We start from the raw sequence: 21,653 nt of genomic DNA on the forward strand, positions 1-21,653 counted from the left end.
TGACATGTCAGGGAGCATAGGGATTCGGGGCGTGCGCGTCAGTACCTCGCGCTCAGTTCTCCGGGAAGGCCAGTACCCGGCGTACGGCGAACTTCCGGTACCCCTGGCGCTCGAAGCTCTTCGCCATCGGGACGTTGCCGAAGTCGGTGTCGGCCCGGATGTGTTCGGCGCCGGTCTCCGCCAGCTGGTGCGTGATCTCGGCCAGCAGGTCGTCGCTCAGCCCGTGCCCGCGATGCTCCGGCAGGACGCCGAGGTACCCGACGACCGGCCCGCCCGCGTTCGCCGACGGGATCTCGAACCCGACCAGTTCGCCGTCGCCGTCGTACGCGAGCCGCCACCAGTCCCGGTCGCCCGGCATCGACTTGTACATCGCCAGCTCTTCGCGGGCCGCACCCTCGGCGCCGAGTCGCGCGATCTCCCGCGCGGTCGCGGCGTCCAGGCTGCCGTCACTGACCCGCATGAACACGTCGACGAACGCCTCGTCGTCGGCCGGCTCGAACTTCAGCCGGGTGGACCGCTCCGGCAGCCCGTACTCCGGCTTCCACTCGTAGCGCAGCCGATCGGTGATCCCGGTCAAGCCGACAGCGACGGCCGCCTGACTCCGGACCTGCAGCGCCGCGACGACGTCTGGCTGGTCCTGCCAGTTGCTGTCCAGGAAGAAGTGGTACTCCGGCGGCTCGGCATCGGCCGGCCGGGACGCGACGGCGTACTTCAGCAGCTCGGTCCACACCGGGACCGGGGCACCGTCGCCGGCGTAGTAGAGGCCGTCGATGCTGTACGGGTGGCTCTCGCCCGGGACGCCCCACCAGATCGCGAGGGCTTGGATCGCGCCGTTCTCCTCGACGACCCAGTTCCATTCGTGCTTGTAGTAGCCGCTGGCAACGTACTCGCGGAAGCGCTCGGCGGTGACGGTGTTGACGGACTTCTGCTCGATCAGAGCAAAGATGGTGTCGAGGTCTGCCTCGACGGTGTTGCGGATGGTCACAGATCCTCCAGCAGGAGGCGCGCTGCTCCGCTCAGTGCGAGCTGTGCGAGCGGGTCGGGCGCGCCGGGAAACAAGTCAGTGTCTTCATCGGTCGCTCCTTCCGCTCCGGGATCTCTCTCGCCCGCGCCAGACTTTAGGTGTACGTCGGGGTCATAGTCCACCTGTTATTCACAGCTGGGATGTACCGGCGTCGTTCCGGGCGGGAAGCCTCCGGGCATGAGAACCCTCATCGCCGCCGTGACCCTGGCAGCCACCGCCGCCCTGGGTCCCACGGCCTACGCCGCCCCAGCCCCCGCCCCCACCACCACCGTCACGACCGTCGCCACCGCGCCGGCCGCGATCGACACCTGCGCACTCAGCTCGCTGCCGTCGCAAGCCTCCGACACGCTCGAGCTGATCCACTCCGGCGGACCGTTCCCGTACGACCAGGACGGCACCGTCTTCTCGAACCGGGAGGGCATCCTCCCGGACGAGTCCAGCGGGTACTACCACGAGTACACCGTGATCACGCCCGGCTCCCCCGACCGCGGCGCCCGCCGGCTGGTCGGCGGCGGCGGCGCGACGACCACACCCGAACACGTCTACTACACCAGCGACCACTACGCCTCGTTCTGCGAGGTCGACGAGAACAGCTGAGCTGCCGAAGAGTAATGTCATCGGCACGTTGAGTGATCAGGAGGATCCTTCACGATGCCGACCACGCGTCCGGTAGTTGCTGGCCTGTTGCTGACCGCCGCGCTGCTCGTCTTCGGCCGGCCCGAGTCCGGGCTGGCCGAAGCGACCGGCGATCCGCTGAAGCTCACCACCGGGTTCTACGTCGACCCGGCTTCATCCGCTGCCGCGTATGTACGGCGGCATCCGGAGGACACCGAGCTCGCGTCGAAGATCGCCGCGCAGGCGTCGGCGCGGTGGGTCGGCGCGTGGAGCGGAGACGTGCAGGCGAGTGTCACGGCGTACACGACGGCAGCGGGCAAGGCGGGCAAGTTGCCGGTGCTGGTGACGGACAACCTTCCGGGACGCCAGTGCGGGATCGGCGGCGGAGCCGCGTCGGACGCGGCGTACCGGACGTGGATCGCGGCGGTGTCGGCCGGGATCGGGACACGGCCGGCGGTGGTGGTTCTCGAACCGGATGCGCTGGCGCGGCTCGACTGCTACCCGACGTCGGAGTGGGACGCGCGGATCGCGCTGCTGAAGTACGCCGTGGGGGTGCTGGCGGTGAAGAACCCGAACACGTGGACGTATCTCGACGCCGGGAACGTGACGTCCGGTGACGCGAAGGAGATGGCGCGCCGGTTGCGGCTCGCGGACATCGGCAAGGTGCGCGGGTTCGCGCTGAACACCGCGAACTACTTCACCACCGAGCAGTCGGTCACCCGCGGAAACGAGATCCTGCAAGCCCTCGGCGGCGGCACCCACTACATCGTCGACACCAGCCGCAACGGCAACGGCTCCGACGGCAGCTCCTGCAACCCACCCGCCCGCAAACTAGGCACTCCCCCGGCACGCACCCCCGCCCCGGTCGACCTCCACCTCTGGCTCCGCACCCCCGGCGAATCCGACGGCCCCTGCGGCCTCACCCCAGACCTCCCCACCAGAACCTTCTCCCCGCTATTGGCCCACCACCTGATCACCGGCACCTGACTGCCGCGAGTCGGGGCAGGACCCGCGCGCCGGGCCCGTTGAACATGGAATAAGAGGTGCACCGCCACCACTTCCTGTGCAACGCCCAGACGCAAGAGGTCCCGGGCCGGAGCCCGGGACCTCTTGGTGTACTGCGTGTGCTGTCGGACTACTGGATCAGAAGTCCATGCCGCCCATGTCGGGCGCGCCGCCCGGAGCGGCTGCTGCCTTCTCCGGCTTGTCGGCGATGACGGCCTCGGTGGTGAGGAACAGGGCCGCGATGGACGCTGCGTTCTGCAGCGCCGAGCGCGTCACCTTGGCCGGGTCGATGATGCCGGTCTTGATCAGGTCCACGTACTCACCGGTCGCGGCGTTGAGGCCCCAGCCCGGCTCGAGGTTGCGAACCTTCTCCACCACGACGCCGCCCTCGAGGCCGGCGTTCACGGCGATCTGCTTCAGCGGCGCCTCGACGGCCTTGCGGACGATCTCCGCACCGGTCGCCTCGTCACCCTCGAGGTCCAGCTTCTCGAACGCGATCACCGACGCCTGCAGCAGAGCCACGCCGCCACCGGCGACGATGCCCTCCTCGACGGCCGCCTTCGCGTTGCGAACGGCGTCCTCGATGCGGTGCTTGCGCTCCTTCAGCTCGACCTCGGTGGCCGCGCCGACCTTGATGACCGCAACACCGCCGGCCAGCTTGGCCAGACGCTCCTGCAGCTTCTCGCGGTCGTAGTCGGAGTCCGACTTCTCGATCTCGGCGCGGATCTGGTTGACCCGGCCGGTGATCTGGTCGGCGTCGCCCGAGCCCTCGACGATGGTCGTCTCGTCCTTGGTGACGACGATCTTGCGGGCCTGACCGAGCAGCTCCAGCTCGACGGTGTCGAGCTTGAGGCCGACCTCCTCGGAGATCACCTCGCCGCCGGTGAGGACGGCGATGTCGACCAGCATGGCCTTGCGGCGGTCACCGAAGCCCGGCGCCTTGACGGCGACGGCCTTGAAGGTGCCCTTGATCTTGTTCACGACCAGGGTCGCCAGGGCCTCGCCCTCGACGTCCTCGGCGATGATCGCCAGCGGCTTGCCGGTCTGCATGACCTTCTCCAGCACCGGGACCAGGTCCTTGATGCTGCCGATCTTGCTGTTCACGACCAGGATGTAGGGGTCGTCGAGGACGGCCTCCATCCGGTCCGTGTCGGTCACGAAGTACGGCGAGATGTAGCCCTTGTCGAAGCGCATACCCTCGGTGAGCTCGAGCTCGAGGCCGAAGGTGTTGCTCTCCTCGACGGTGATGACACCTTCCTTGCCGACCTTGTCCATCGCCTCGGCGATGATCGAGCCGACCTGGTTGTCCGCGGCCGAGATGGACGCGGTCGCCGCGATCTGCTCACGGGTCTCGACCGGCTTGGCCAGCGCCAGCAGCTGCTCGCTGACGGCCTCGGTCGCCTTCTCGATGCCCTTCTTCAGGCCCATCGGGTTGGCGCCGGCGGCAACGTTGCGCAGCCCCTCGCGAACGAGGGCCTGGGCCAGCACGGTGGCGGTGGTCGTACCGTCACCAGCGACGTCGTCGGTCTTCTTGGCAACTTCCTTGACGAGCTCGGCCCCGATCTTCTCGTACGGGTCCTCGAGCTCGATCTCCTTGGCGATGGAGACGCCGTCGTTGGTGATCGTGGGTGCGCCCCACTTCTTCTCCAGAACGACGTTGCGGCCCTTCGGGCCAAGCGTCACCTTGACGGCGTCGGCGAGGGTGTTCATTCCCCGCTCGAGGCCGCGGCGCGCCTCTTCATCGAAAGCAATCAGCTTGGGCATTCTCCGCGAGTCCTCCCGCGTCGAGTCTTTGTGTTCAGCCGGCCCGATGCCCGCGACGGACGGCACCGGCCCGCGACGCTCATGTCCCGCCGCGCTCCAGCACCTCATCGAGGCCGTCTTCTTACACACTCCACCGGGCGCGAGCACTTATCACTCTCACCCATGGAGTGCTAACCAAGTATTAGCACTCGACCCAAGCGAGTGCAAGCCAGCCCTTAGCTGTCCAGCTGGGCGATCAGGTACTTCGGGGCCGTGAGGCGCCAGGCTTCGGTGACCAGTTCGCGGAGCTCTTCCTCGTCGGCCAGGTCCACGTGGATCAGGATCCAGGCGAAGCGGCCGCCCGCCCAGGAGGGGGTGTAGACCTCCGGGTTCTCGGCGACGAGGGCCTCTTGCTCCTCGCGGAGCGCCTTGAGGTGCAGCCGGGTCTGGTCCTCGGACAGGTACGCGAAGCTCTTGTTGCGGACCTTGAAGACCGGCTGCCCCGCCCACCCCTCCTGCTCCTCGGCGCCCGGCAACCCCGCCATCACCTTCACCACCGCCTGCACATCCATGTCCAGCACGCTAGGCGGCGCCACCGACAGTTTCACTTGACCACGGTGACCGTCACAGCCGTCCCGAGCGCCACCATCGTGCCGGGAGCCCGCGAGACGCCGAGGACCTGCCCAGGCAGGTAGTTGGGGTTCTTCGTGTACCGGAGCGTCGCCTTCAGCCCCAGCTCCTTGAGCACGGCGGTGTACTCCGCCCCCGTCAGTATCTGCGGAAGCGACTGGAAGCTCGGTACGCCGACCAGGTCCGGCGTGACCACCACCTGTGAGAGCAGCCTGTCGACCTCGGCGGCGCTCGTGGAGGACTCGACCCGGAACCAGAAGTCGTGGAAGCGCACCTCACCCGTGCAGATCCGGACCTTGTTGGTCCCGGTCCGGCAGGTCGTCTGCCGACGCACGGCGGGCACCCCGCCGATCGTGATGTCCTCGTCGGTCTTGATCCCCGGTTCAGGTCCGCCGCGACCGAGGATCACGGTTTCGACGCCGGCCGGGCGAAACACCAGGCAGTACTGCGCGGCGCTCGGGTCATCGATCTGCACCGTGTCCTGTAGCGGCGTGCCGCATCTGCTCTTGTTGGTCGGCCAGTCCGCCGGAACAGCGATTGCTGCGTGGCCCTGGCCGACCAGGCGGGTCGCGGGTGTGGCTGGAGTCGGGGTTGGGGACGTCACGGGGGTGGTTGGGTCGTGGGAGGTCAGGAGGGTCGTTCCGCCGATCACGGCAGCGACAGCGACCACGGCGGTGACTGTGAGTGCCGTCGTACGGCGGCGGCGTCGGCGGGTGGCTCCGGCGCGGAGGGCGTCCAGCGGGGGTGGGCCTACGGGGGTCTGGTCGGCGGTGCGGGCCAGGAGGTCGGTCAGGTCGGTCATCGGGGTTCTCGCAGTTCTGCCAGGTGTGGGTCCTGTGCCAGGGCCTTCACCGCTCGGGACAGTCGGCTCTTGACCGTGCCGGCGGCGACGCCCAGAACGGACGCCATCTGCTGCTCGCTCAGGTGCGCGTAGTACCGCAGTACGACGGCTGTGCGCTGCTCGCCCGGCAGGCGGTCGAGTGCGCGCATCACGGCGTCCGTGTCGTCGACACCTGCTGTCTGGTCACTGCCCGGGGACTCCGGGAGGGACGCGGACGGCAGCTCCCCGTGCCAGCGACGCCTGCGGGAGGAGCGGAAGCAGTTGACCAGTACGCGGTGCACGTACGCGTCACGGTCCTCCGCTGCCCGTACCCGGTTCCACTTGAGCAGGCAGCGCTCCAGCGCGGACTGGACGAGGTCCTCCGCTTCGGACGGCGTACACCCGAGCAGAACCGCGGAGCGGACCAGCGTGGGCCAGCGCGCGGTGACGTACTCGGTGAACTCGTCCATACCCCTCCTCACCCTTAGAGACAGCCTGGGGGAGGCGGTAGGTTCCACGAAAGTCGTCAGGGGCGGGTCAGGGGTCGGTCGGTACCGATCCTGATGTGGCGCGGGGCCCCGGCACGGGAGAGTAGAGCCATGACGAACTCCAACGCACCGTTCCAGAACCTGTCCGGCAAGGTCCTCCGTCGTTCCGGCAACCAGCGGATGCTCTCCGGTGTGTCCGGCGGCATCGCCGAGTACCTGAGCGTCGACGTGACCCTGGTCCGCCTCGGCTGGGTCGGCCTCACCCTGATCACCGGCGGCGCCGCGCTGATCGGCTACGCGGTCGCCTGGATCGTGATCCCCGAGTCCGACGGCAAGGCGGTCTGGCAGAACGTCCAGCAGTCGGTCAACCAGAACCAGGACACGACCGAGGACGACATCGCTTCCCGCCTCTACGACGACACCAACAACAAGCCCCCGGCGGCGTGACCGTCACTGCGCCCTCACCGGGCGCAGCAGCTCCCCCAGCGGGGTGACCGCAAGCAGCGGGCACCCCGCTGCTGCTTGCTAGACGTTCAGGGCGGGTTTGCGGAGTGCTGCGACTGCCTGGTCCGGGTGGTCGGCAAAGACGCCCTGCAGGCCCAGTGCGGCGAAGCGAGCCAGTTCTGTCGGGAAATCGGTCCCGGTCGGCAGGAAGCGGCGCTCGGCGCGGAACGTCCAGACCTGGACGCCCAGACCGGCGCGGTGGGCGTTGTCGACCAGGCGGGTGGGTTCCCCCAGACAACCGTCCGCACTGCGCGGCACGACCAGGTCCTTGTACGGCGCCAGCACCTGCGCGTACGTCGCGATCTCGCGCAGCCCCCGCGGCTCGATCAGGTCGGCGTACGTGCGCCCGTCACCGGTCCGCAGGAAGTCGTTCGGCGCGCTCTCGGAGTCGATCAGCTGCACCAGCGGTACCCGTGTCATCACCGACAGCCGCCGCAGGCTCGTCGGCTCGAACGACTGGATCATGATCTCGTCCGGACGCAGCCCGAGCGCCAGGATCCGCTCGGTGAGCAGCTCCTCCAGCGGCAGGCCGAGCCGCCGGAAGTACGCCGGGTGCTTGATCTCCGGCAGGACCCCGATCGGCCGTCCCAGCCGCACCGACTCGCGGCGCGCCAGCGCGACCACCTCGTCGAAGGTGGGGATCTCCTCCAGCCCGTCGTACGCCGTGTTGTTCGCCCGGAGCGCGGGCATCCGCTCCCGGGCCGGGAGCGTCCGCAGCTCGGCGAACGTGAAGTCCTCGACGAACCAGCCGGTGACAGCGGTCCCGTCGACGATCTTGGTGATCCTCCGGTCGGCGAACACCGGGTGCTCCGCGACGTCCGTCGTACCGGAGATCTCGTTCTCGTGCCGGCAGACCAGGACGCCGTCGAGGGTGGCGACCAGGTCGGGCTCCAGGTAGTCGGCTCCCTGGGCCGCCGCCAGCCGGTAGGCCGCCGGTGTGTGTTCCGGGCGGTAGCCACTCGCTCCCCGATGCGCGATCACCAACATGGATCCAGGACAGGGGCCGGACATGACCCTGTGGGAACCCGTTGCCCAACGCAAGGTGAAGGTCTACCGACCGTCACCGTCACCGCGTGTGCTTGGCCCCCACGAGCAGACTGCCGGCCAGCAGGTACTGCGCGACGCAGTACGTCGCCATCACCAGGTAATCGCGTGCTGCGAAGTCATGCTCTGCCAGACCCGCGCCGATGAGCCCGTCCGAGATCAGGAACAGCGCACCGCCCAGTCCGGCCTGCCAGCCGTTCCATCCGCTGGTGACAGCCGTGGCAGTGACCAGCAGCGAGTACACGACCACCGGGATCCGGTTGTCCCCCAGACCAGGCCACAGCATGACCAGTGCGCCCGCCCAGACCACGCCGTACGCCGCCAGCACGGCCAGCGACCGTCGCCGCGCACGGCGCGCGAACAGCACCGCGTAGCAGACATGTGCCACACCGAACGCCAGCATGCCCGGTAGCAACTGGTCGATCTGCAGCAGGAAGTCACCGGCGAGTGACGCGCCCAGTGCGACCAGCAACGTGACCGGACCGCCGTTCAGTCGCGCCCAGACCGCCAGCGTCGGCATCAGGAGCACCTTGGCGATCGCCTGGGACCACGTCTCGCCGATCGCGATCGTGACCAGATGTGCCACTGTCAGCACGCCGTACGCGATCAGCCAGCCCCGTCCCCTCGTCATGTCCTAGATGGTGCCGGTTCGGAGGGTCCTCAGGTGCGAGTAATTCGCATGCGGGTGTCGGAGGCGGCACCTAGCCTGAGGAGGCTATGAGACAACTGCCGCTCGCCGATCCCGGCGTCCCGAATCACCGCTCGCCGGCCCGCTACCTGTGGTGGGTCGCGGGCGGTCAGGCACGCACGCTGGCGGGCGGGATGGTGTTCGGCATCTTGTGGATGGCGGCGCAGGCCTTCGTCCCGGCGATCCTCGGGCGGGCGATCGACGAGGGCATCGCGGCGCGCGACGGCGAGCGGCTGCTGCACTGGACCGCACTGCTGTTCGCGGTCGGCATGGTGCAGGCATCGGCGGGCATCATGCGGCACCGGTTCGCGGTCACCAACTGGCTGACCGCGGCGTACCGGACGGTCCAGGTGGTGACGCGCAAATCGGCCGACCTGGGCGCGACGCTACCCAAGCAGCTGGCCACCGGCGAGGTGGTCAGCGTCGGCGCGAGCGACCTCGCTTACATCGGGAACCTGATGGAGGTCTTGGCCCGGTTCGCGGGCGCGATCGTCGCTTTCGTGGTGGTCGCGGTCATCCTGCTCTCGTCGTCGACCGTGCTCGGCCTCGTCGTGCTCATCGGCGTACCGGTCATGGTGTTCTGCCTGGGTCCGATGCTGCGGCCGCTGCACAAGCGGCAGTCCGCGCAGCGCGAGGCCGTCGGCGAGCTGAACTCGCTGGGTTCGGACATCGTGGCCGGTCTGCGCGTGCTGCGCGGGATCGGCGGCGAGGAGTCGTTCTCCCGGCGCTACCGGAGCGAGTCACAGCAGGTGCGGAAGGCCGGCGTACGGGTGGCAGGCATCCAGTCCGTGCTGGACGCGGCACAGGTGTTGTTGCCAGGCATTTTCGTCGTGCTGGTGGTCGGTCTCGGTGCGCACTTCGCTCTGCGCGGTGACCTCAGCGCCGGCTCGCTGGTCGCGTTCTACGGGTACGCGACGTTCCTGGTGCTGCCGTTGCGTACGGCGACCGAGTTCGCCAACCAACTGATGCGTGGGCTGGTCGCAGCAGGCCGGGTCATCCGAGTACTCAAGCTGGAGACCGACATCACCGACCCGGCGACACCGGTGCGGCTGCCGGAGCACGGCGACCTGGTCGATCCGGTCTCGGGCGTCCGCGCCCGCGACGGTCTCCTCACTGCAGTCGTGTCCGCGGAGCCGGACACCTATGACCAGCTCGCAGACCGCCTGGGTCGGTACGACAACTCCAGCGAGGTCAGGTACGGCGGTGTGACGCTGGCCAGTGCTACGCGGGCAGATGTCCGCGAGCGGATCCTGGTGAGTGACACAGGCTCCCAGCTGTTCACCGGTGTGTTGCGCACGGAGCTGGACCCAGCAGGTCGCCGTACTGACGACGAACTGATGGCCGCGCTGCGTACGGCGTCCGCCGAGGACGTGCTTGTCGCACTGCCGGACGGGCTCGACTCCGAGGTGGAGGAGAAGGGCCGCTCGTTCTCCGGTGGACAGCGCCAGCGCCTGGTCCTGGTACGCGCGTTGCTCGTGGACCCGTCCGTGCTGGTCCTGGTCGAGCCGACCTCGGCCGTGGACGCGCACACCGAGGCGCGGATCGCGGACCGGCTGCGCGACCACCGGTCCGGCCGCAGCACCGTCGTACTGACCGCGAGCCCGCTGCTGCTGGACCGCGTCGACGAGGTGATCTTCGTCGACGGCGGCCGTGTCGTTGCCACCGGCAAACACCGCGAGCTGCTCGAGAGCACCCCGCAGTACCGCAGGACCGTCACCCGCCAGACCGAAGAAGAGGAGGCCCTCCGATGAGGCAGATCCTGCCCGTGGCCGGGTCGGCCGAGATTCGGCGGAATGCCCGGCGACTGGCCCGGCGGCACCCGCGCAGTCTGACGATCGCGCTGGTGCTGCACGGGCTCGCGGCAGTCAGCGGGCTCGCGGCGCCGCGGCTGATCGGCAATCTGGTGCAGGACGTCCAGAACGGCACGACCGCCGCGAAGGTCAACCTGGTGATCATCGTGATCGCCGGCTTCATCGTCGCGCAGTCGCTGCTGACCCGCTGGGCGCGGTACCGGTCGTTCGCGCTCGGCGAGCAGGTGCTGGCCGAGCTGCGTGAGGAGTTCGTCGACAACGCGCTCGCGCTCCCGATCGGCACGGTCGAGCGGGCCGGCACCGGCGACCTGCTGTCGCGGACGTCGCGGGACGTCGACACCCTGTCCCGCACCGTGCGGTTCGCCGTACCGGAGACGATCATCGCGTTCGTGACCATCATCTTCACCGTGGTCGCCACGCTGCTGGTCGGCGTCTGGGTGCTGGTGCCGATGGTCGCGATGGTCCCGCTGCTCTGGCTGAGCACGAAGTGGTACCTGCGCCGCGCCAAGGACGGATACCTCCGCGAGAACGCGGCGTACGCGCAGATGACCAGCTCGCTCGCGGAGACGGTCGAAGGCGCGCGGACCGTCGAGGCCCTGCGCCTGTACGACGACCGCGTGCGGCGCGGTGACGCGGACATCCGCGGAAGCTACTTGGCCGAGCGCTACACGCTGTTCCTGCGGACCGTGTACTTCCCGGCCGCCGAGCTCGGGTACTTCGTGCCACTCGTGGTCACGCTGCTGTTCGGCGGCTGGATGCACCTCAACGGTCACGCCTCGCTCGGCGCCGTGACAGCCGCCGTGCTGTACGTGAACCAGCTGCTCGATCCGGTCGACCGGTTGCTGTCCTGGCTGGACGAGCTCCAGTCCGGCGGTGCGGCGTTCGCGCGAATCCTCGGCATCAGCGACGTACCGGACGACCGGACGCCCTCGGGGCGCGAGCCGGACAGCGAGCTGGTCGAGGCGCGTGACGTGCGGTTCTCGTACGTCGAGGGCCGCGACGTACTGCACGGCATCGACCTGACGATCCAGCCGGGCGAGCGGATCGCGATGGTCGGGCCCTCCGGTGCGGGCAAGTCGACGCTGGGACGGCTGGTCGCGGGCATCCATCCGCCGCGGACCGGTTCGGTGACCGTCGGCGGTGTGGGGATGACAGAGCTGCCGCTGGACGAGCTGCGCAAGCAGGTCGCTCTGGTCACGCAGGAGCACCACGTCTTCGTCGGAACGCTGCGGGACAACCTCTCGATGGCACGTCCGTCCGCAACGGACGCGGAGCTGCTCGACGCGCTCGGTGCGGTTGACGCGCGTGAGTGGGCCGTGGCGCTGTCGGACGGGCTCGACACCCGGGTCGGTTCGGGACAGCTGGCGTTGACACCGGCGCAGGCGCAGCAGTTGGCCCTGGCACGGCTGGTGCTGGCTGACCCGCACACGCTGGTGCTCGACGAGGCGACGTCGCTGATCGACCCGCGGGCAGCGCGGCACATGGAGCGCTCGCTGGCCGCCGTACTGGAAGGCCGGACGGTCATCGCGATCGCCCACCGTCTCTACACCGCCCACGACGCCGACCGCGTCGCGGTGGTGGAGGACGGCCGCATCTCGGAGCTGGGCAGCCACGACGAGCTGGTCGCCCGCCAAGGTTCGTACGCCGCTCTGTGGAACTCCTGGCACGGCTGACAGCGGAAACCCCTTACAAGGTCACCTCTGACCTTGTAAGGGGTTGCGCTCTCTCTAGCGTTTGCGCAGTACCAGGACTGCTGAATCGACATGCGGCGGTGGGGTAAAGGCCTTGCGGGGAAGGCGAAGTCCGAGCGACGGGTCGTAGTGGCGGAACCACCGGTTCGCCCCGGGCGCGTCACCGCGAACCCACCGATTCGCCAGCTGCCGCTGCAGCACCAGATCCGCCGACACCAGGCGTGAACCCGGCGCCAGCAAGCGCTTCAGCAACAGCGTGGAGATGTTGTACGGCGGACTCGACACCACCCGGAACGGCCGCGACGGCAGTCGCAGATCACCGGCATCGGCCCGGACGACCGTCACCGGCGCGTCCGCGAACCGCCGGCGCAACCGATCGGCGCGACCCGGATGGAGTTCGACGGCGACCACCCGGGCGCCGGCCCGGACCAGCGGCGCGGTCAGCGCGCCGAGTCCGGCCCCGACATCGAGGACGAGCTCGCCGGGAGTGATCCCAGCCGCGTCCACAACCCGTTGGGCCCAACGACTATCGAGCGGATGCCATCCCCAGGCACCCCTCGCCTGCCCGGAGGCGGGCACGACGGACCATCACGAAGTACGTAATCATGCGCCCGACCCTAGACCGCCGCGATGCCTTGACTCAAAGCATTTTCGGCGTCGCACCCAGTGCCGTCACGGTCTCCGTCGTACGGCGCTGCGCCAGCTCGAGGCGACTACGCCGGGCGGTGTCTTTCGCGAGCTCCCGGCGTACATCCAGGACTCGTACCGGCAGGTCGTCGGTCATCAGCAGCGGCGCGTACTCGGCCGCGGTCGTCCAGCGGTCACCGGTGCGGGTGAACGTGAAGCGGGCCAGCAGACCTTCGGCCTTGATGCTGTTCGGTTCGCGGTGCGCGGCGACCAGGTTGCCGAGCCCGTACGCGACCCACTTGCCGTCGATCTCCTCCATCGGCTGCACGACATGCGCATGGTGCCCGATCACCAAGTCGATGTTGCTGTCGGCAAGCAGTTGCGGACCGACCTCGCGCTGCTGGTCGTTGAGCTTGTTCGAGTACTCCGTGCCCCAGTGGCAGCTGACCAGCACCAGGTCGGCGCCGCGATCGCGAGCCTCCTGGGCCTTCAGCTTGATCGTCTTCGTGCTGATCTTGCCGGCCCGCCAGGTCTCGCCGTTCGGGTACGACAGCCCGTTGAACCCGAAGGTGAAACTGAGCGACGCGACCTTCACTCCCCCGACGTCGACGATCGTGATCTGCTCGGCCTCGGCCCGCGACCGCGCCGTACCGGCATGCTTCAGGCCGACCTTGTCGAGAGTGTCGAGCGTCCGGTCGATGCCGGCCCCGCCGCCGTCGAAGCTGTGGTTGCTCGCGGTCGTGCAGAGGTCGTAGCCGGTCTGCTTCAGCGCGGTGGCGATCTGCGGCGGACCCTGGAAGAGCGGGTAGCCGTGGTACGGACCACCTTCGCGGGCCAGCGGTGTCTCCAGATGCGCGATCGCGAGATCCGCCTTCTGCACAAGGGGTTTCACACTGCTCATCAGCGGAGCGAAGTCCCAGCGGCCGTTGTCGCCGTCGCGTTTCGCGGTGGTCCACAGGCGTTCGTGGAGCAGTACGTCGCCGGTCGCGACGACTGTGATCCGGTCAGTCTGCTTGCTCTGCTTCGGCTGCGCAGTGGGCGTCGGTCGATCACCCGTCGTGTTCGCGAACGTGTCAGCGATGCACCCGCTGGTCGCCACCGCCGCGGCTCCAGCGAGCATTCCCCCGAGCACCGCGCGTCGTCGTACCGCCATTCCCGTCCCCCAAACCCTCGTTGTCGTTGAAGACGCCGCGCAGGACCTGTTAGTTGGGGGTGTGGTAGAAGTGCCGGTATAACTATCCCGGAGGAATCATGGTCGAGTTGAAGACGCCGGCGCAGATCGAGCAGATGCGCGCGGCCGGGCGGGTCGTCGGCACCGCGCTCGCAACGGTGAAGAAGGAGGCCGCGGTCGGCGTCTCCTTGCGTGAACTCGACGAGGTGGCCCGCGAGGTACTGCGTTCGGCCGGAGCGGTGTCGTTGTTCGACGGATACCAGCCCGGATTCGCGACGTCGCCGTTCAGTGGCGTGATCTGTACGTCGGTGAACGACGCCGTACTGCACGGGCTGCCGTCCGACCAGCGGCTCTCCGACGGCGACCTGCTCAACGTGGACTGCGGCGCCTCCATCGACGGGTGGTGCGCGGACTCGGCGATCAGCTTCTGCGTCGGGACGCCGCGGGCCGAGGACCTGGAACTGATCGCGACAACCGAAGAGGCGCTCGCCGCGGGCATCGCGGCCGCGGTCGAGGGCAACCGGATCGGCGACATCGGCGCCGCCATCGGAGAGGTCGGGGACCGGGCCGGCGTCGGCACCAACCTCGACTTCGGCGGCCACGGCGTCGGCCGCCGCATGCACGAAGAGCCACACATCCCCAACGGCGGCCGCCCCGGCCGCGGCCTCAAACTCCGCGCCGGCCACGTCTTCGCGATCGAGCCCTGGTTCTGGTCCGGCCCCGGCTCCACCTACAGCATCGACGAAGACGGCTGGACCCTACGCTCCGCCGACCGAACCCGCGGCGCCCACGCCGAACACACCGTAGCCATCACCCCCCAAGGCCCCCAGATCCTCACCCTCCCGTAGTCAGAACAGCGGGTCCTGGGTTGGCGTTGGGCGGTGCATGCCGTTGATGGGGGCTGGGCGGTGGGTGGAGCCTCGGGCGAAGCCGTGTTTGGTCAGGAGGGGGCGGAGCTTTTGGTCGAAGGCCTTGCGGTAGCTGGGGGACGCGTTGGAGCCGTGGGCGTAGAGGGAGTTGTAGCGGCTGACGAGGTCGGGGTGGTCGTAGGCCAGCCATTGCATGAACCACTCCTTGACGCCGGGGCGTAGGTGGAGGAGCAGCGGGGTTACGCCGGTGGCACCGGCGGCGGACAGTTGAGCCAGGAGATCGTCCAGTTCCTCCGTCGAGTCGGTGAGCCACGGAAGGACCGGGGCGACCATGACGCCGCACGGCAGGTCGGCGTTGCGGACGGCTCGGATCAGGTCGAGGCGGCCGCGGATCGAGGGGACGCCGGGTTCGAGGCGGCGCCGGAGTGCTTCATCGCCCAGCGCGAGGGAGAGGCCGATGCCGACGGAGACCTCGCCGGCGGCTTCGGATAGGAGGGACAGGTCGCGGCGGAGCAGGGTGCCCTTGGTGAGGATGGACAGTGGCGTGCCCGACGCCGCGAGGGCCTCGATGATGCCGGGCATCAGGCGATAGCGGCCCTCGGCGCGCTGGTACGGGTCCGTGTTGGTGCCCAGGGCAACTTGTTCGTGGCGCCAGGACGGGCGGGCCAGCTCGCGGCGCAGGACGTCGGCCACGTTGGTCTTCACGACGATCTGCTGGTCGAAGTCCCGGCCGACGTCGAGCTCGAGGTACTGGTGGGTCGGCCGGGCGAAGCAGTAGCGGCAGGCGTGCGAACACCCGCGGTACGGATTGACGGTCCAGTTGAACGGCAGCGCCGTACCGGGCACGGAGTTCAGCGCCGACCGCGCCAGCACCTCGTGGAACGTGATCCCCTGGAACTCCGGCGTCGTCACCGACCGGACCAGCCCCGCGATCGACCCGAGCCCCGGCAACGTCCCCGGAGTCTCGGCATCAACCCGCCGCCCGGCCCACCTCATGCATCATAGTCGAACACATGTTCCCCCGGACATGCAACCGGCCGACGCTAGTGTCAGACGGCGGCTTGGGCGGCCTTCTCGACGCGTTCGCGGTAGGTCGCCCACCAGGCGGCGTCCTGCTCGGGGAGGTTGGAGTTGGTCGGGCTCATGCCGGCGGCGCCGTCCAGTTGTTCGCGGAGGATGTCGGCGTGGCCGGCGTGACGGTTGGTCTCGGCGATGACGTGGACGAGGATGCCGTGCAGCGTCACCGACGACTTGCGCCACCACGGCACCTCGCCGGTCGAGTCCAGGTCGAGCGCCTCGATCGTCGCGTCCGCGTGTGCGCACGCCCGCTGGTACCGCTCGACGATCTCGGCGCGCGTCTCGTCCGCGGTCACCCACATCTCGACGTTCGGTTCGGCGTCGTCGTCCCACCACGGCAACTCTTCGGCGAACGGCCGGTCGAAGGTCTTCCCGAAGTACCAGGCCTCGACGATCGACAGGTGCTTGACCAGGCCGAGGAGATTGGTCCCACTGGGCGTCAGCGGCCGGCGGATGTCGTACTCGCCGAGCCCGTCGAGCTTCCAGACCATCGCCTCGCGGGCCTTACGGAGGTAGTCGTGCAGATTTTCCTTCACAACCGCGCATCATGCCTCAGCCGAAGACCGCCGCGTTGGCGCGGGCCCATTCACGGTACGTCGTACCTGGCCGGCCGGTGAGGTCGAACACCGCCGGCTCCGGTTTCATCGGGTGTTCGGCCATCATTCGGAAACCGTCCAGCAGCCATTGCGCCGTTTCGCGTCCGATCACCGGCGCGAGCCCCTCGACGTACTCGTCCGGCGTCTGCTCCTCGAATCGCACCTCCCGCCCGATCGCCTCCGAGATCCACGCGACCTCCTCCGGCTGTGTGATCCCCTCCGGTCCGCTCATCGTGATCTTCCGCCCGCCGTACTCCTCGGACAGCAGCACCACCCGAGCCACCGCCGCGATGTCCGCGAGGTCGATCGGCGTCTGCACCGCGCCGGCGTACGGCGCCCGCACGACCCCGTCGGCCTTGATCGACGGCGCCCAGTCGAGCGTGTTGTTCATGAACTGCCCCGGCCGCAGGAACGTCCAGTCGAAGCCGCCCGCCTCGATCGCCCGCTCGATCCGGTAGTAGTGCCACGTCGACGGATCCCCTTGCGCCTCGTACTCCGCAGGCTCTCCCGACAGTACGACGACCCGCCGCACGCCGGCGTCCCGCGCGCAGCGGACGAACTCGTCGACGTACGCCGGAAGCGGCGCGAGGTACACGGTGTCGACGCCGGCGAGCGCCGCGGGCAGCGTCTCCGGCTTGCCGAGGTACCCGCGCGCAACCTCCACGCCCTCCGGCAGGGCAGCCCTAGCCGGCTTGTTGGTCAACGCCCGCACCGGCGCACCCGCTGCCACCAACTCGTCGACCAGCAGCCGGCCGACACTCGCGGTCGCACCCGTCACCAGGATCGTCACACCCGTCTCCTCTCAACGATGAATTCTCGTAGGGTATACGAGAATTCAAGGAAGCGCCTATCGTTGGGCCGTGAGCGAGCGGCGGAGTGGCGAGGGGCAGCCGGACAAGACGCTGGCGTTGCTGTGGCGCAACCACCGCCAGCCGACCGCGCTCGCCGACGAACCGGCGAGGAAGCGCGGCGCCGGCCGGCGGCCGTCCCTGAACGTGGACGACGTCGTGCAGGCAGGCATCCAGCTCGCCGACGACCAGGGGCTGGCGGCGGCGTCGATGGGCGGGCTCGCGAAAGAGCTCGGCGTCGGCACGATGACGCTCTACACGTACGTGCCGTCGAAGGACGAACTGCTCGACCTGATGGTCGACCAGGTGCTCGGCGAGCGTGAGCTCCCGGGGCCGGGCGCGCCGCGGCCGGACGACTGGCGGGCGCAGGTGGAGCTCTACTCCCAGCAGACCCGTGCGATGTTCCAGCGGCACCTGTGGTTGTCACAGGTCTCGACGATCCGCCCACCAGTAGGGCCGGGCATGCTGGCGGGTCGCGAGTACCTCCTGTCCGCATTGCTCGGCCTCGGACTCGGCGCACTCGAGACCAACACGGCTGCGCTCGCAATCACGACGTACGTCGACTCCGCGGCGAGCCTCGAGGCGGAGGGCCAACTGGTCGAGCGCTCGACCGGTCAGACCAACGACGCCTGGTGGTACGAGCGGAACGACCTGTGGGAGACGTACTTCGACGTCGACCGGCACCCCGCGATGACCACGATCTGGCACGCCGACGGCTACCAGTCGACCACCCGCGAAGCCGCCGCCGACTCCTACCGCTACGGCCTCGACCGCCTCCTCGACGGCATCCAGGCGATGAAACCCCAATAATCCTTCAAGTCTTTTCGGCCCTGGCCGAAAAGACCGCAGTGCCTTTCGGCCCTCCTCGAATGGAGGAGCGGGCGGGTTCGGAGTCACGCAGGGTGGAACCAGCGCCCCATCCGGGGGTGCGAGCAGATCAAGGGGAGATCATGCGAAACATCACCAAGCTCGTGGCCGGTGCCGGACTCGCCGCAGGGTCGTTGCTGACCCTCACTGTGGGAGCCACCACCGCACAGGCCAGTGTGCCGACCGATGGCCCGGCCGCGCAGACCGCGCAGGTCACCGAGTCGACCGTGAACCAGACAGTCAAGGGCCGGGGCGACACGTACCAGGGCTGCCCGTACAAGGCGGTCTGCATCTACCCGCGCGACAAGGGCTGGAACAACGGCCACCCGTCGAACGTGTACTGGTCGTACGGCGTGCACAAGCTGTACAACCAGGTGGGCAACCACATCGTCTTCAACAACCAGTCCGGCAAGGCCGGCGTCTGGCTGTGCAAGGGGTCCAACGGTACGAACTGCCCCTCGTACCTCAAGCCCTGGACGTACCACAACTTCAACCTGACGCCGATCAACTCGCTCAAGCTGGTTCGCTGACCGACGCAGATCGAACCGGCGCCACAGGTCCCCGAACCTGTGGCGCCGGTTCTTCTGTTCAGCGGATGCCCGACAGCACGTCGGCGCCGACCTGGTTGAGGGTGTGCCGCACCGCGCTGCCGACCCGGTGCGTGGTGACGAGGCCGGTGTCGTGCAGCACCCGGGCGTGTTCACTCGCCGACGCCGGTGAGATCCCCGCCCGTACGGCGAGTTCGGTCGTCGAGCACGCGCCGTCCGAGATGCTCTTGAGCACCCGCGCCCTGGTCCGCCCGAGCAGATCGGCGACCGCACGGTCCCGGTCCGGGCGACGTACGACGATCTCGGGCCGAGCCGGATCGTGCCGCACCGGGTAGACGAGCACCGGCGGCAGCGCCGGGTCGAGCAGCATCATCGGGTACTTCCAGCAGAAGAACGACGGCACCAGCCGGATCCCGCGCCCGTGCAGGTACAGGTCGCGGTCGACGTGCGGCATGTCGACCGAAAGCACCGGCGCCGCCCAGCTGAGCGACTCGTGCAACTGCGGGATGAGCGACTCCAGCCCGTCGTTGGCGACCGTGTCGTTGTGCTTGGCAACGGCGGGCTCGATCGTGGTCGCGATCATCGGCAGCTGCGGCGCGATCTTGGTCCGGTGGAACGATCGCAACCCGCGCACGAGCCGGGTCATCACGTTGGCGTCACCGGCCGCGAGGCGCCGGGTCCAGGCCGGCAGCCGCACGCTGTCCGACAACCGCCGCAACTCCGACGTCAGCTGTCCGGGCGGTGTGGCGGCGACGGCCGCCAGTCCCACCTCGAGGCCTTCACCCCCGGCCCGCGGCGTCAGGAAGTCCGGCGAGTAACCCACCGGTGGGGCCAGCGCGATGAGCTCCTGCTCCACCGTGCTCAGCCGGGCCCTCGCCCGCTCCCGCCAGGTGCCGAAAGTCTCCGGCTCGTCGTCGGTCTGCAGGACGTGGAGACCCAGCAGGACCTCCCACAACGGATCGGGCTCCTGCGCGATCGTCGTCCTCGCCAGATCCGCACACTCGAAATGAACGCGGAACACCACGGTCTCCTCCCCCGAGGAAAGTCACCCGCCGTGGTCAACGGGCAACACAATGACCGTAACAGGGCTCGGGGTCACCCACCGTGACGTAGTGCTACTCCCACTCGATGGTGCCCGGGGGCTTGCTGGTGACGTCGATCGTGACGCGGTTGATCTCGTCGACCTCGTTGGTGATGCGGGTCGAGATGCGCTCGATCACGTCGTACGGCAAGCGGGCCCAGTCGGCGGTCATCGCGTCCTCGCTGGTGACGGGCCGCAGTACGACGGGGTGGCCGTACGTCCGGCCGTCGCCCTGGACGCCGACCGACCGCACGTCGGCCAGCAGGACCACCGGGAACTGCCAGATGTCGCGGTCGAGACCGGCCGCGGTGAGCTCGGTGCGGGCGATCAGGTCCGCGGCGCGCAGGATGTCCAGCCGCTCGCGGGTGACCTCGCCGATGATCCGGATGCTCAGGCCGGGGCCCGGGAACGGGTGCCGGTAGACCATCGTCTCCGGCAGGCCGAGCGCCAGGCCGAGCTCGCGGACCTCGTCCTTGAACAGCGTCCGCAGCGGTTCGATCAGGCTGAACTGCAGGTCGTCGGGCAGTCCGCCGACGTTGTGGTGCGACTTGATGTTCGCGGCGCCGGCACCGCCGCCGGACTCGACGACGTCCGGGTACAGCGTGCCTTGGACCAGGAACTCGATGTGCCGCTCGGCGTCCACCTTGCGCGCGGTCGCCTCGAAGGTCCGGATGAACTCCCGGCCGACGATCTTGCGCTTCTGCTCCGGGTCGGTCACCCCGGCCAGCGCGGTCAGGAACTGCTCCTCGGCGTCGATCGCCTCGAGCCGGATCCCGATCGCGGCGACGAAGTCCTTCTCGATCTGCTCCGACTCACCGGCCCGCTGCAGGCCGTGGTCGACGTACACGCAGGTCAGCTGGTCGCCGATCGCCTTGTGCACCAGGGCCGCCGCGACCGCGGAGTCGACACCGCCGGACAGCGCGCACAGCACCTGCTTGTCGCCGACCTGCTCACGGATCAGCTCGACCTGCTCCTCGACGACGTTGCTGGTCGTCCAGTCGCCCTTGCAGCCGGCGATCTCGTACAGAAAGTGCTCCAGCACGGCCTGCCCGGCCTGCGAGTGCAGGACCTCCGGGTGCCACTGCACACCGGCCAGCCGCCGGTCCAGGTCCTCGAACGCCGCCACCGGCGCGCCCTCGGACGCCGCGAGTACGGCGAACCCGGCGGGCGGCGCGTGCACCGCGTCACCGTGCGACATCCACACGTTCAGGTCCTCGGGGATGTCCGCCAGCAGCGTCCCGGCCTCGCTCACCGTGACCGGCGTCCGGCCGAACTCGCGCAGTCCGGTACGCCGGACCTCGCCGCCGAGCGTCTGCGCCATCGCCTGGAAGCCGTAGCAGATCCCGAACGCCGGTACGCCGGCCTCGAACAGCCCGGAGTCGACCCGCGGCGCGCCCTCGGCGTACACCGACTGCGGACCGCCGGACAGGATGATCGCCTTCGGCCCCTTCGCCAGCATCTCCTCGACCGGCATCGAGTGCGGCACGATCTCGGAGTACACCTTCGCCTCGCGCACGCGGCGCGCGATCAACTGCGCGTACTGCGCCCCGAAATCGACGACCAGGACCAACTCATGCTCTGCCACGCGCAAAGCCTATCGGTGCAGGTCAGCAGGGCTGTAATCCGCCGCCTGACCAGCCACCGGCAGCAGCTCACTGGTGACCTCCAGCCCCGGAAACCGCCGCCGCATAGCAGCCTCATACCGAGCCGCACCCTCCTGCTCACCGATGTAGTCAGAGATCAGATGCGACCCGAACCACAACCGCACACGACAACGAGTCGGAAAGCTCACAACGCGGACGCTAGCGACGCCAGTTGTCCACTGTGTTACCGATAGTTACAACCCGAAGACGAGCTCGTCGCGCCAGGCCGGCCATCGCGGTGGGGAAAGAAAACCTCGCTGGAT

The 21,653-nt window shown here is 68.9% G+C and carries 22 protein-coding genes; 8 read left to right on the top strand and 14 right to left on the bottom strand.

What is annotated here, in order from left to right; all coding sequences use genetic code 11:
• Positions 1–52: 52 nt before the first annotated feature.
• Positions 53–985, bottom strand: coding sequence for a GNAT family N-acetyltransferase (locus tag OHB24_RS04935; protein ID WP_327637752.1), 933 nt, complete (start codon positions 983–985; stop codon positions 53–55).
• A gap of 216 nt (positions 986–1,201) precedes the next feature.
• On the opposite strand from OHB24_RS04935, the gene OHB24_RS04940 reads away from it, so the two are divergent.
• Entirely contained in the window at positions 1,202–1,621 is a 420-nt protein-coding gene (locus OHB24_RS04940; protein WP_327637753.1) for a ribonuclease domain-containing protein, read from the top strand.
• 54 nt (positions 1,622–1,675) lie between these two features.
• Positions 1,676–2,626 carry a glycoside hydrolase family 6 protein gene (locus OHB24_RS04945; RefSeq protein WP_327637754.1) on the top strand — a complete coding sequence of 317 codons (951 nt, stop codon included), beginning with the start codon at positions 1,676–1,678 and terminating at the stop codon, positions 2,624–2,626.
• Between the two features lie 156 nt (positions 2,627–2,782).
• On the opposite strand, the gene groL is transcribed toward OHB24_RS04945, so the two are convergent.
• From groL to OHB24_RS04965, 4 genes are all read right to left on the bottom strand, one after another.
• A complete protein-coding gene (gene groL, locus OHB24_RS04950) occupies positions 2,783–4,408 on the bottom strand; it encodes a chaperonin GroEL (protein WP_327637755.1) in 1,626 nt (541 codons plus the stop codon).
• Between the two features lie 215 nt (positions 4,409–4,623).
• Positions 4,624–4,959: an MmcQ/YjbR family DNA-binding protein gene (locus tag OHB24_RS04955; RefSeq protein WP_327637756.1), complete on the bottom strand. Its 336-nt coding sequence runs from the start codon at positions 4,957–4,959 to the stop codon at positions 4,624–4,626.
• A 32-nt stretch (positions 4,960–4,991) separates the two neighbouring features.
• Complete coding sequence (locus OHB24_RS04960; protein WP_327637757.1) at positions 4,992–5,819, bottom strand: PASTA domain-containing protein; 828 nt, start codon at positions 5,817–5,819, stop codon at positions 4,992–4,994.
• Complete coding sequence (locus OHB24_RS04965; protein WP_327637758.1) at positions 5,816–6,307, bottom strand: SigE family RNA polymerase sigma factor; 492 nt, start codon at positions 6,305–6,307, stop codon at positions 5,816–5,818. Before OHB24_RS04965 ends, OHB24_RS04960 begins: the two co-directional genes overlap by 4 nt.
• A 129-nt stretch (positions 6,308–6,436) precedes the next feature.
• On the opposite strand from OHB24_RS04965, the gene OHB24_RS04970 reads away from it, so the two are divergent.
• The gene (locus OHB24_RS04970) at positions 6,437–6,772 is read left to right on the top strand and encodes a PspC domain-containing protein (RefSeq protein ID WP_327637759.1); all 336 of its coding nucleotides are present in this window, start codon (positions 6,437–6,439) and stop codon (positions 6,770–6,772) included.
• 78 nt (positions 6,773–6,850) lie between these two features.
• Here OHB24_RS04970 and OHB24_RS04975 read toward each other — a convergent pair whose 3' ends face one another.
• Positions 6,851–7,816 carry a glycerophosphodiester phosphodiesterase gene (locus OHB24_RS04975; protein WP_327637760.1) on the bottom strand — a complete coding sequence of 322 codons (966 nt, stop codon included), beginning with the start codon at positions 7,814–7,816 and terminating at the stop codon, positions 6,851–6,853.
• A 79-nt stretch (positions 7,817–7,895) separates the two neighbouring features.
• Positions 7,896–8,504 carry a lysoplasmalogenase gene (locus tag OHB24_RS04980; RefSeq protein WP_327637761.1) on the bottom strand — a complete coding sequence of 203 codons (609 nt, stop codon included), beginning with the start codon at positions 8,502–8,504 and terminating at the stop codon, positions 7,896–7,898.
• Positions 8,505–8,590: 86 nt separating this feature from the next.
• On the opposite strand from OHB24_RS04980, the gene OHB24_RS04985 reads away from it, so the two are divergent.
• Together OHB24_RS04985 and OHB24_RS04990 are read left to right on the top strand one after the other, a co-directional pair.
• Entirely contained in the window at positions 8,591–10,312 is a 1,722-nt protein-coding gene (locus OHB24_RS04985; RefSeq protein WP_327637762.1) for an ABC transporter ATP-binding protein, read from the top strand.
• Entirely contained in the window at positions 10,309–12,045 is a 1,737-nt protein-coding gene (locus OHB24_RS04990) for an ABC transporter ATP-binding protein (RefSeq protein ID WP_327637763.1), read from the top strand. Before OHB24_RS04985 ends, OHB24_RS04990 begins: the two co-directional genes overlap by 4 nt.
• Positions 12,046–12,099: 54 nt before the next feature.
• Here the strand turns inward: OHB24_RS04990 and OHB24_RS04995 are convergent, their stop codons facing one another.
• Positions 12,100–12,642: an rRNA adenine N(6)-methyltransferase family protein gene (locus tag OHB24_RS04995; RefSeq protein WP_327637764.1), complete on the bottom strand. Its 543-nt coding sequence runs from the start codon at positions 12,640–12,642 to the stop codon at positions 12,100–12,102.
• Positions 12,643–12,703: 61 nt separating this feature from the next.
• Complete coding sequence (locus OHB24_RS05000) at positions 12,704–13,843, bottom strand: CapA family protein (protein WP_327637765.1); 1,140 nt, start codon at positions 13,841–13,843, stop codon at positions 12,704–12,706.
• Positions 13,844–13,941: 98 nt separating this feature from the next.
• Between OHB24_RS05000 and map the strand changes: the two genes are divergently transcribed.
• Positions 13,942–14,709 (top strand): type I methionyl aminopeptidase, encoded by a 768-nt coding sequence (map, locus tag OHB24_RS05005; RefSeq protein ID WP_327637766.1) that lies wholly within the window; start codon positions 13,942–13,944, stop codon positions 14,707–14,709.
• On the opposite strand, the gene OHB24_RS05010 is transcribed toward map, so the two are convergent.
• From OHB24_RS05010 to OHB24_RS05020, 3 genes are read right to left on the bottom strand one after another with little or no spacing between them, the layout of a single operon-like run.
• The gene (locus OHB24_RS05010; protein WP_327637767.1) at positions 14,710–15,726 is read right to left on the bottom strand and encodes an Rv2578c family radical SAM protein; all 1,017 of its coding nucleotides are present in this window, start codon (positions 15,724–15,726) and stop codon (positions 14,710–14,712) included.
• Between the two features lie 53 nt (positions 15,727–15,779).
• Entirely contained in the window at positions 15,780–16,343 is a 564-nt protein-coding gene (locus OHB24_RS05015; RefSeq protein ID WP_327637768.1) for a DinB family protein, read from the bottom strand.
• A 16-nt stretch (positions 16,344–16,359) separates the two neighbouring features.
• The gene (locus tag OHB24_RS05020; protein WP_327637769.1) at positions 16,360–17,193 is read right to left on the bottom strand and encodes an NmrA family NAD(P)-binding protein; all 834 of its coding nucleotides are present in this window, start codon (positions 17,191–17,193) and stop codon (positions 16,360–16,362) included.
• Between the two features lie 70 nt (positions 17,194–17,263).
• Here OHB24_RS05020 and OHB24_RS05025 point away from each other — a divergent pair, with 70 nt between their 5' ends.
• Positions 17,264–18,061, top strand: coding sequence for a TetR/AcrR family transcriptional regulator (locus OHB24_RS05025; protein ID WP_327637770.1), 798 nt, complete (start codon positions 17,264–17,266; stop codon positions 18,059–18,061).
• Between the two features lie 140 nt (positions 18,062–18,201).
• Complete coding sequence (locus OHB24_RS05030; RefSeq protein ID WP_327637771.1) at positions 18,202–18,648, top strand: hypothetical protein; 447 nt, start codon at positions 18,202–18,204, stop codon at positions 18,646–18,648.
• A gap of 58 nt (positions 18,649–18,706) precedes the next feature.
• Here OHB24_RS05030 and OHB24_RS05035 read toward each other — a convergent pair whose 3' ends face one another.
• Together OHB24_RS05035 and guaA are read right to left on the bottom strand one after the other, a co-directional pair.
• A complete protein-coding gene (locus OHB24_RS05035) occupies positions 18,707–19,687 on the bottom strand; it encodes an ArsR/SmtB family transcription factor (protein WP_327637772.1) in 981 nt (326 codons plus the stop codon).
• Between the two features lie 94 nt (positions 19,688–19,781).
• Complete coding sequence (gene guaA / locus OHB24_RS05040) at positions 19,782–21,332, bottom strand: glutamine-hydrolyzing GMP synthase (RefSeq protein WP_327637773.1); 1,551 nt, start codon at positions 21,330–21,332, stop codon at positions 19,782–19,784.
• Positions 21,333–21,653 lie beyond the last annotated feature (321 nt).

Source organism: Kribbella sp. NBC_00482, assembly GCF_036013725.1.
In the GTDB taxonomy this organism is placed as follows: domain Bacteria; phylum Actinomycetota; class Actinomycetes; order Propionibacteriales; family Kribbellaceae; genus Kribbella.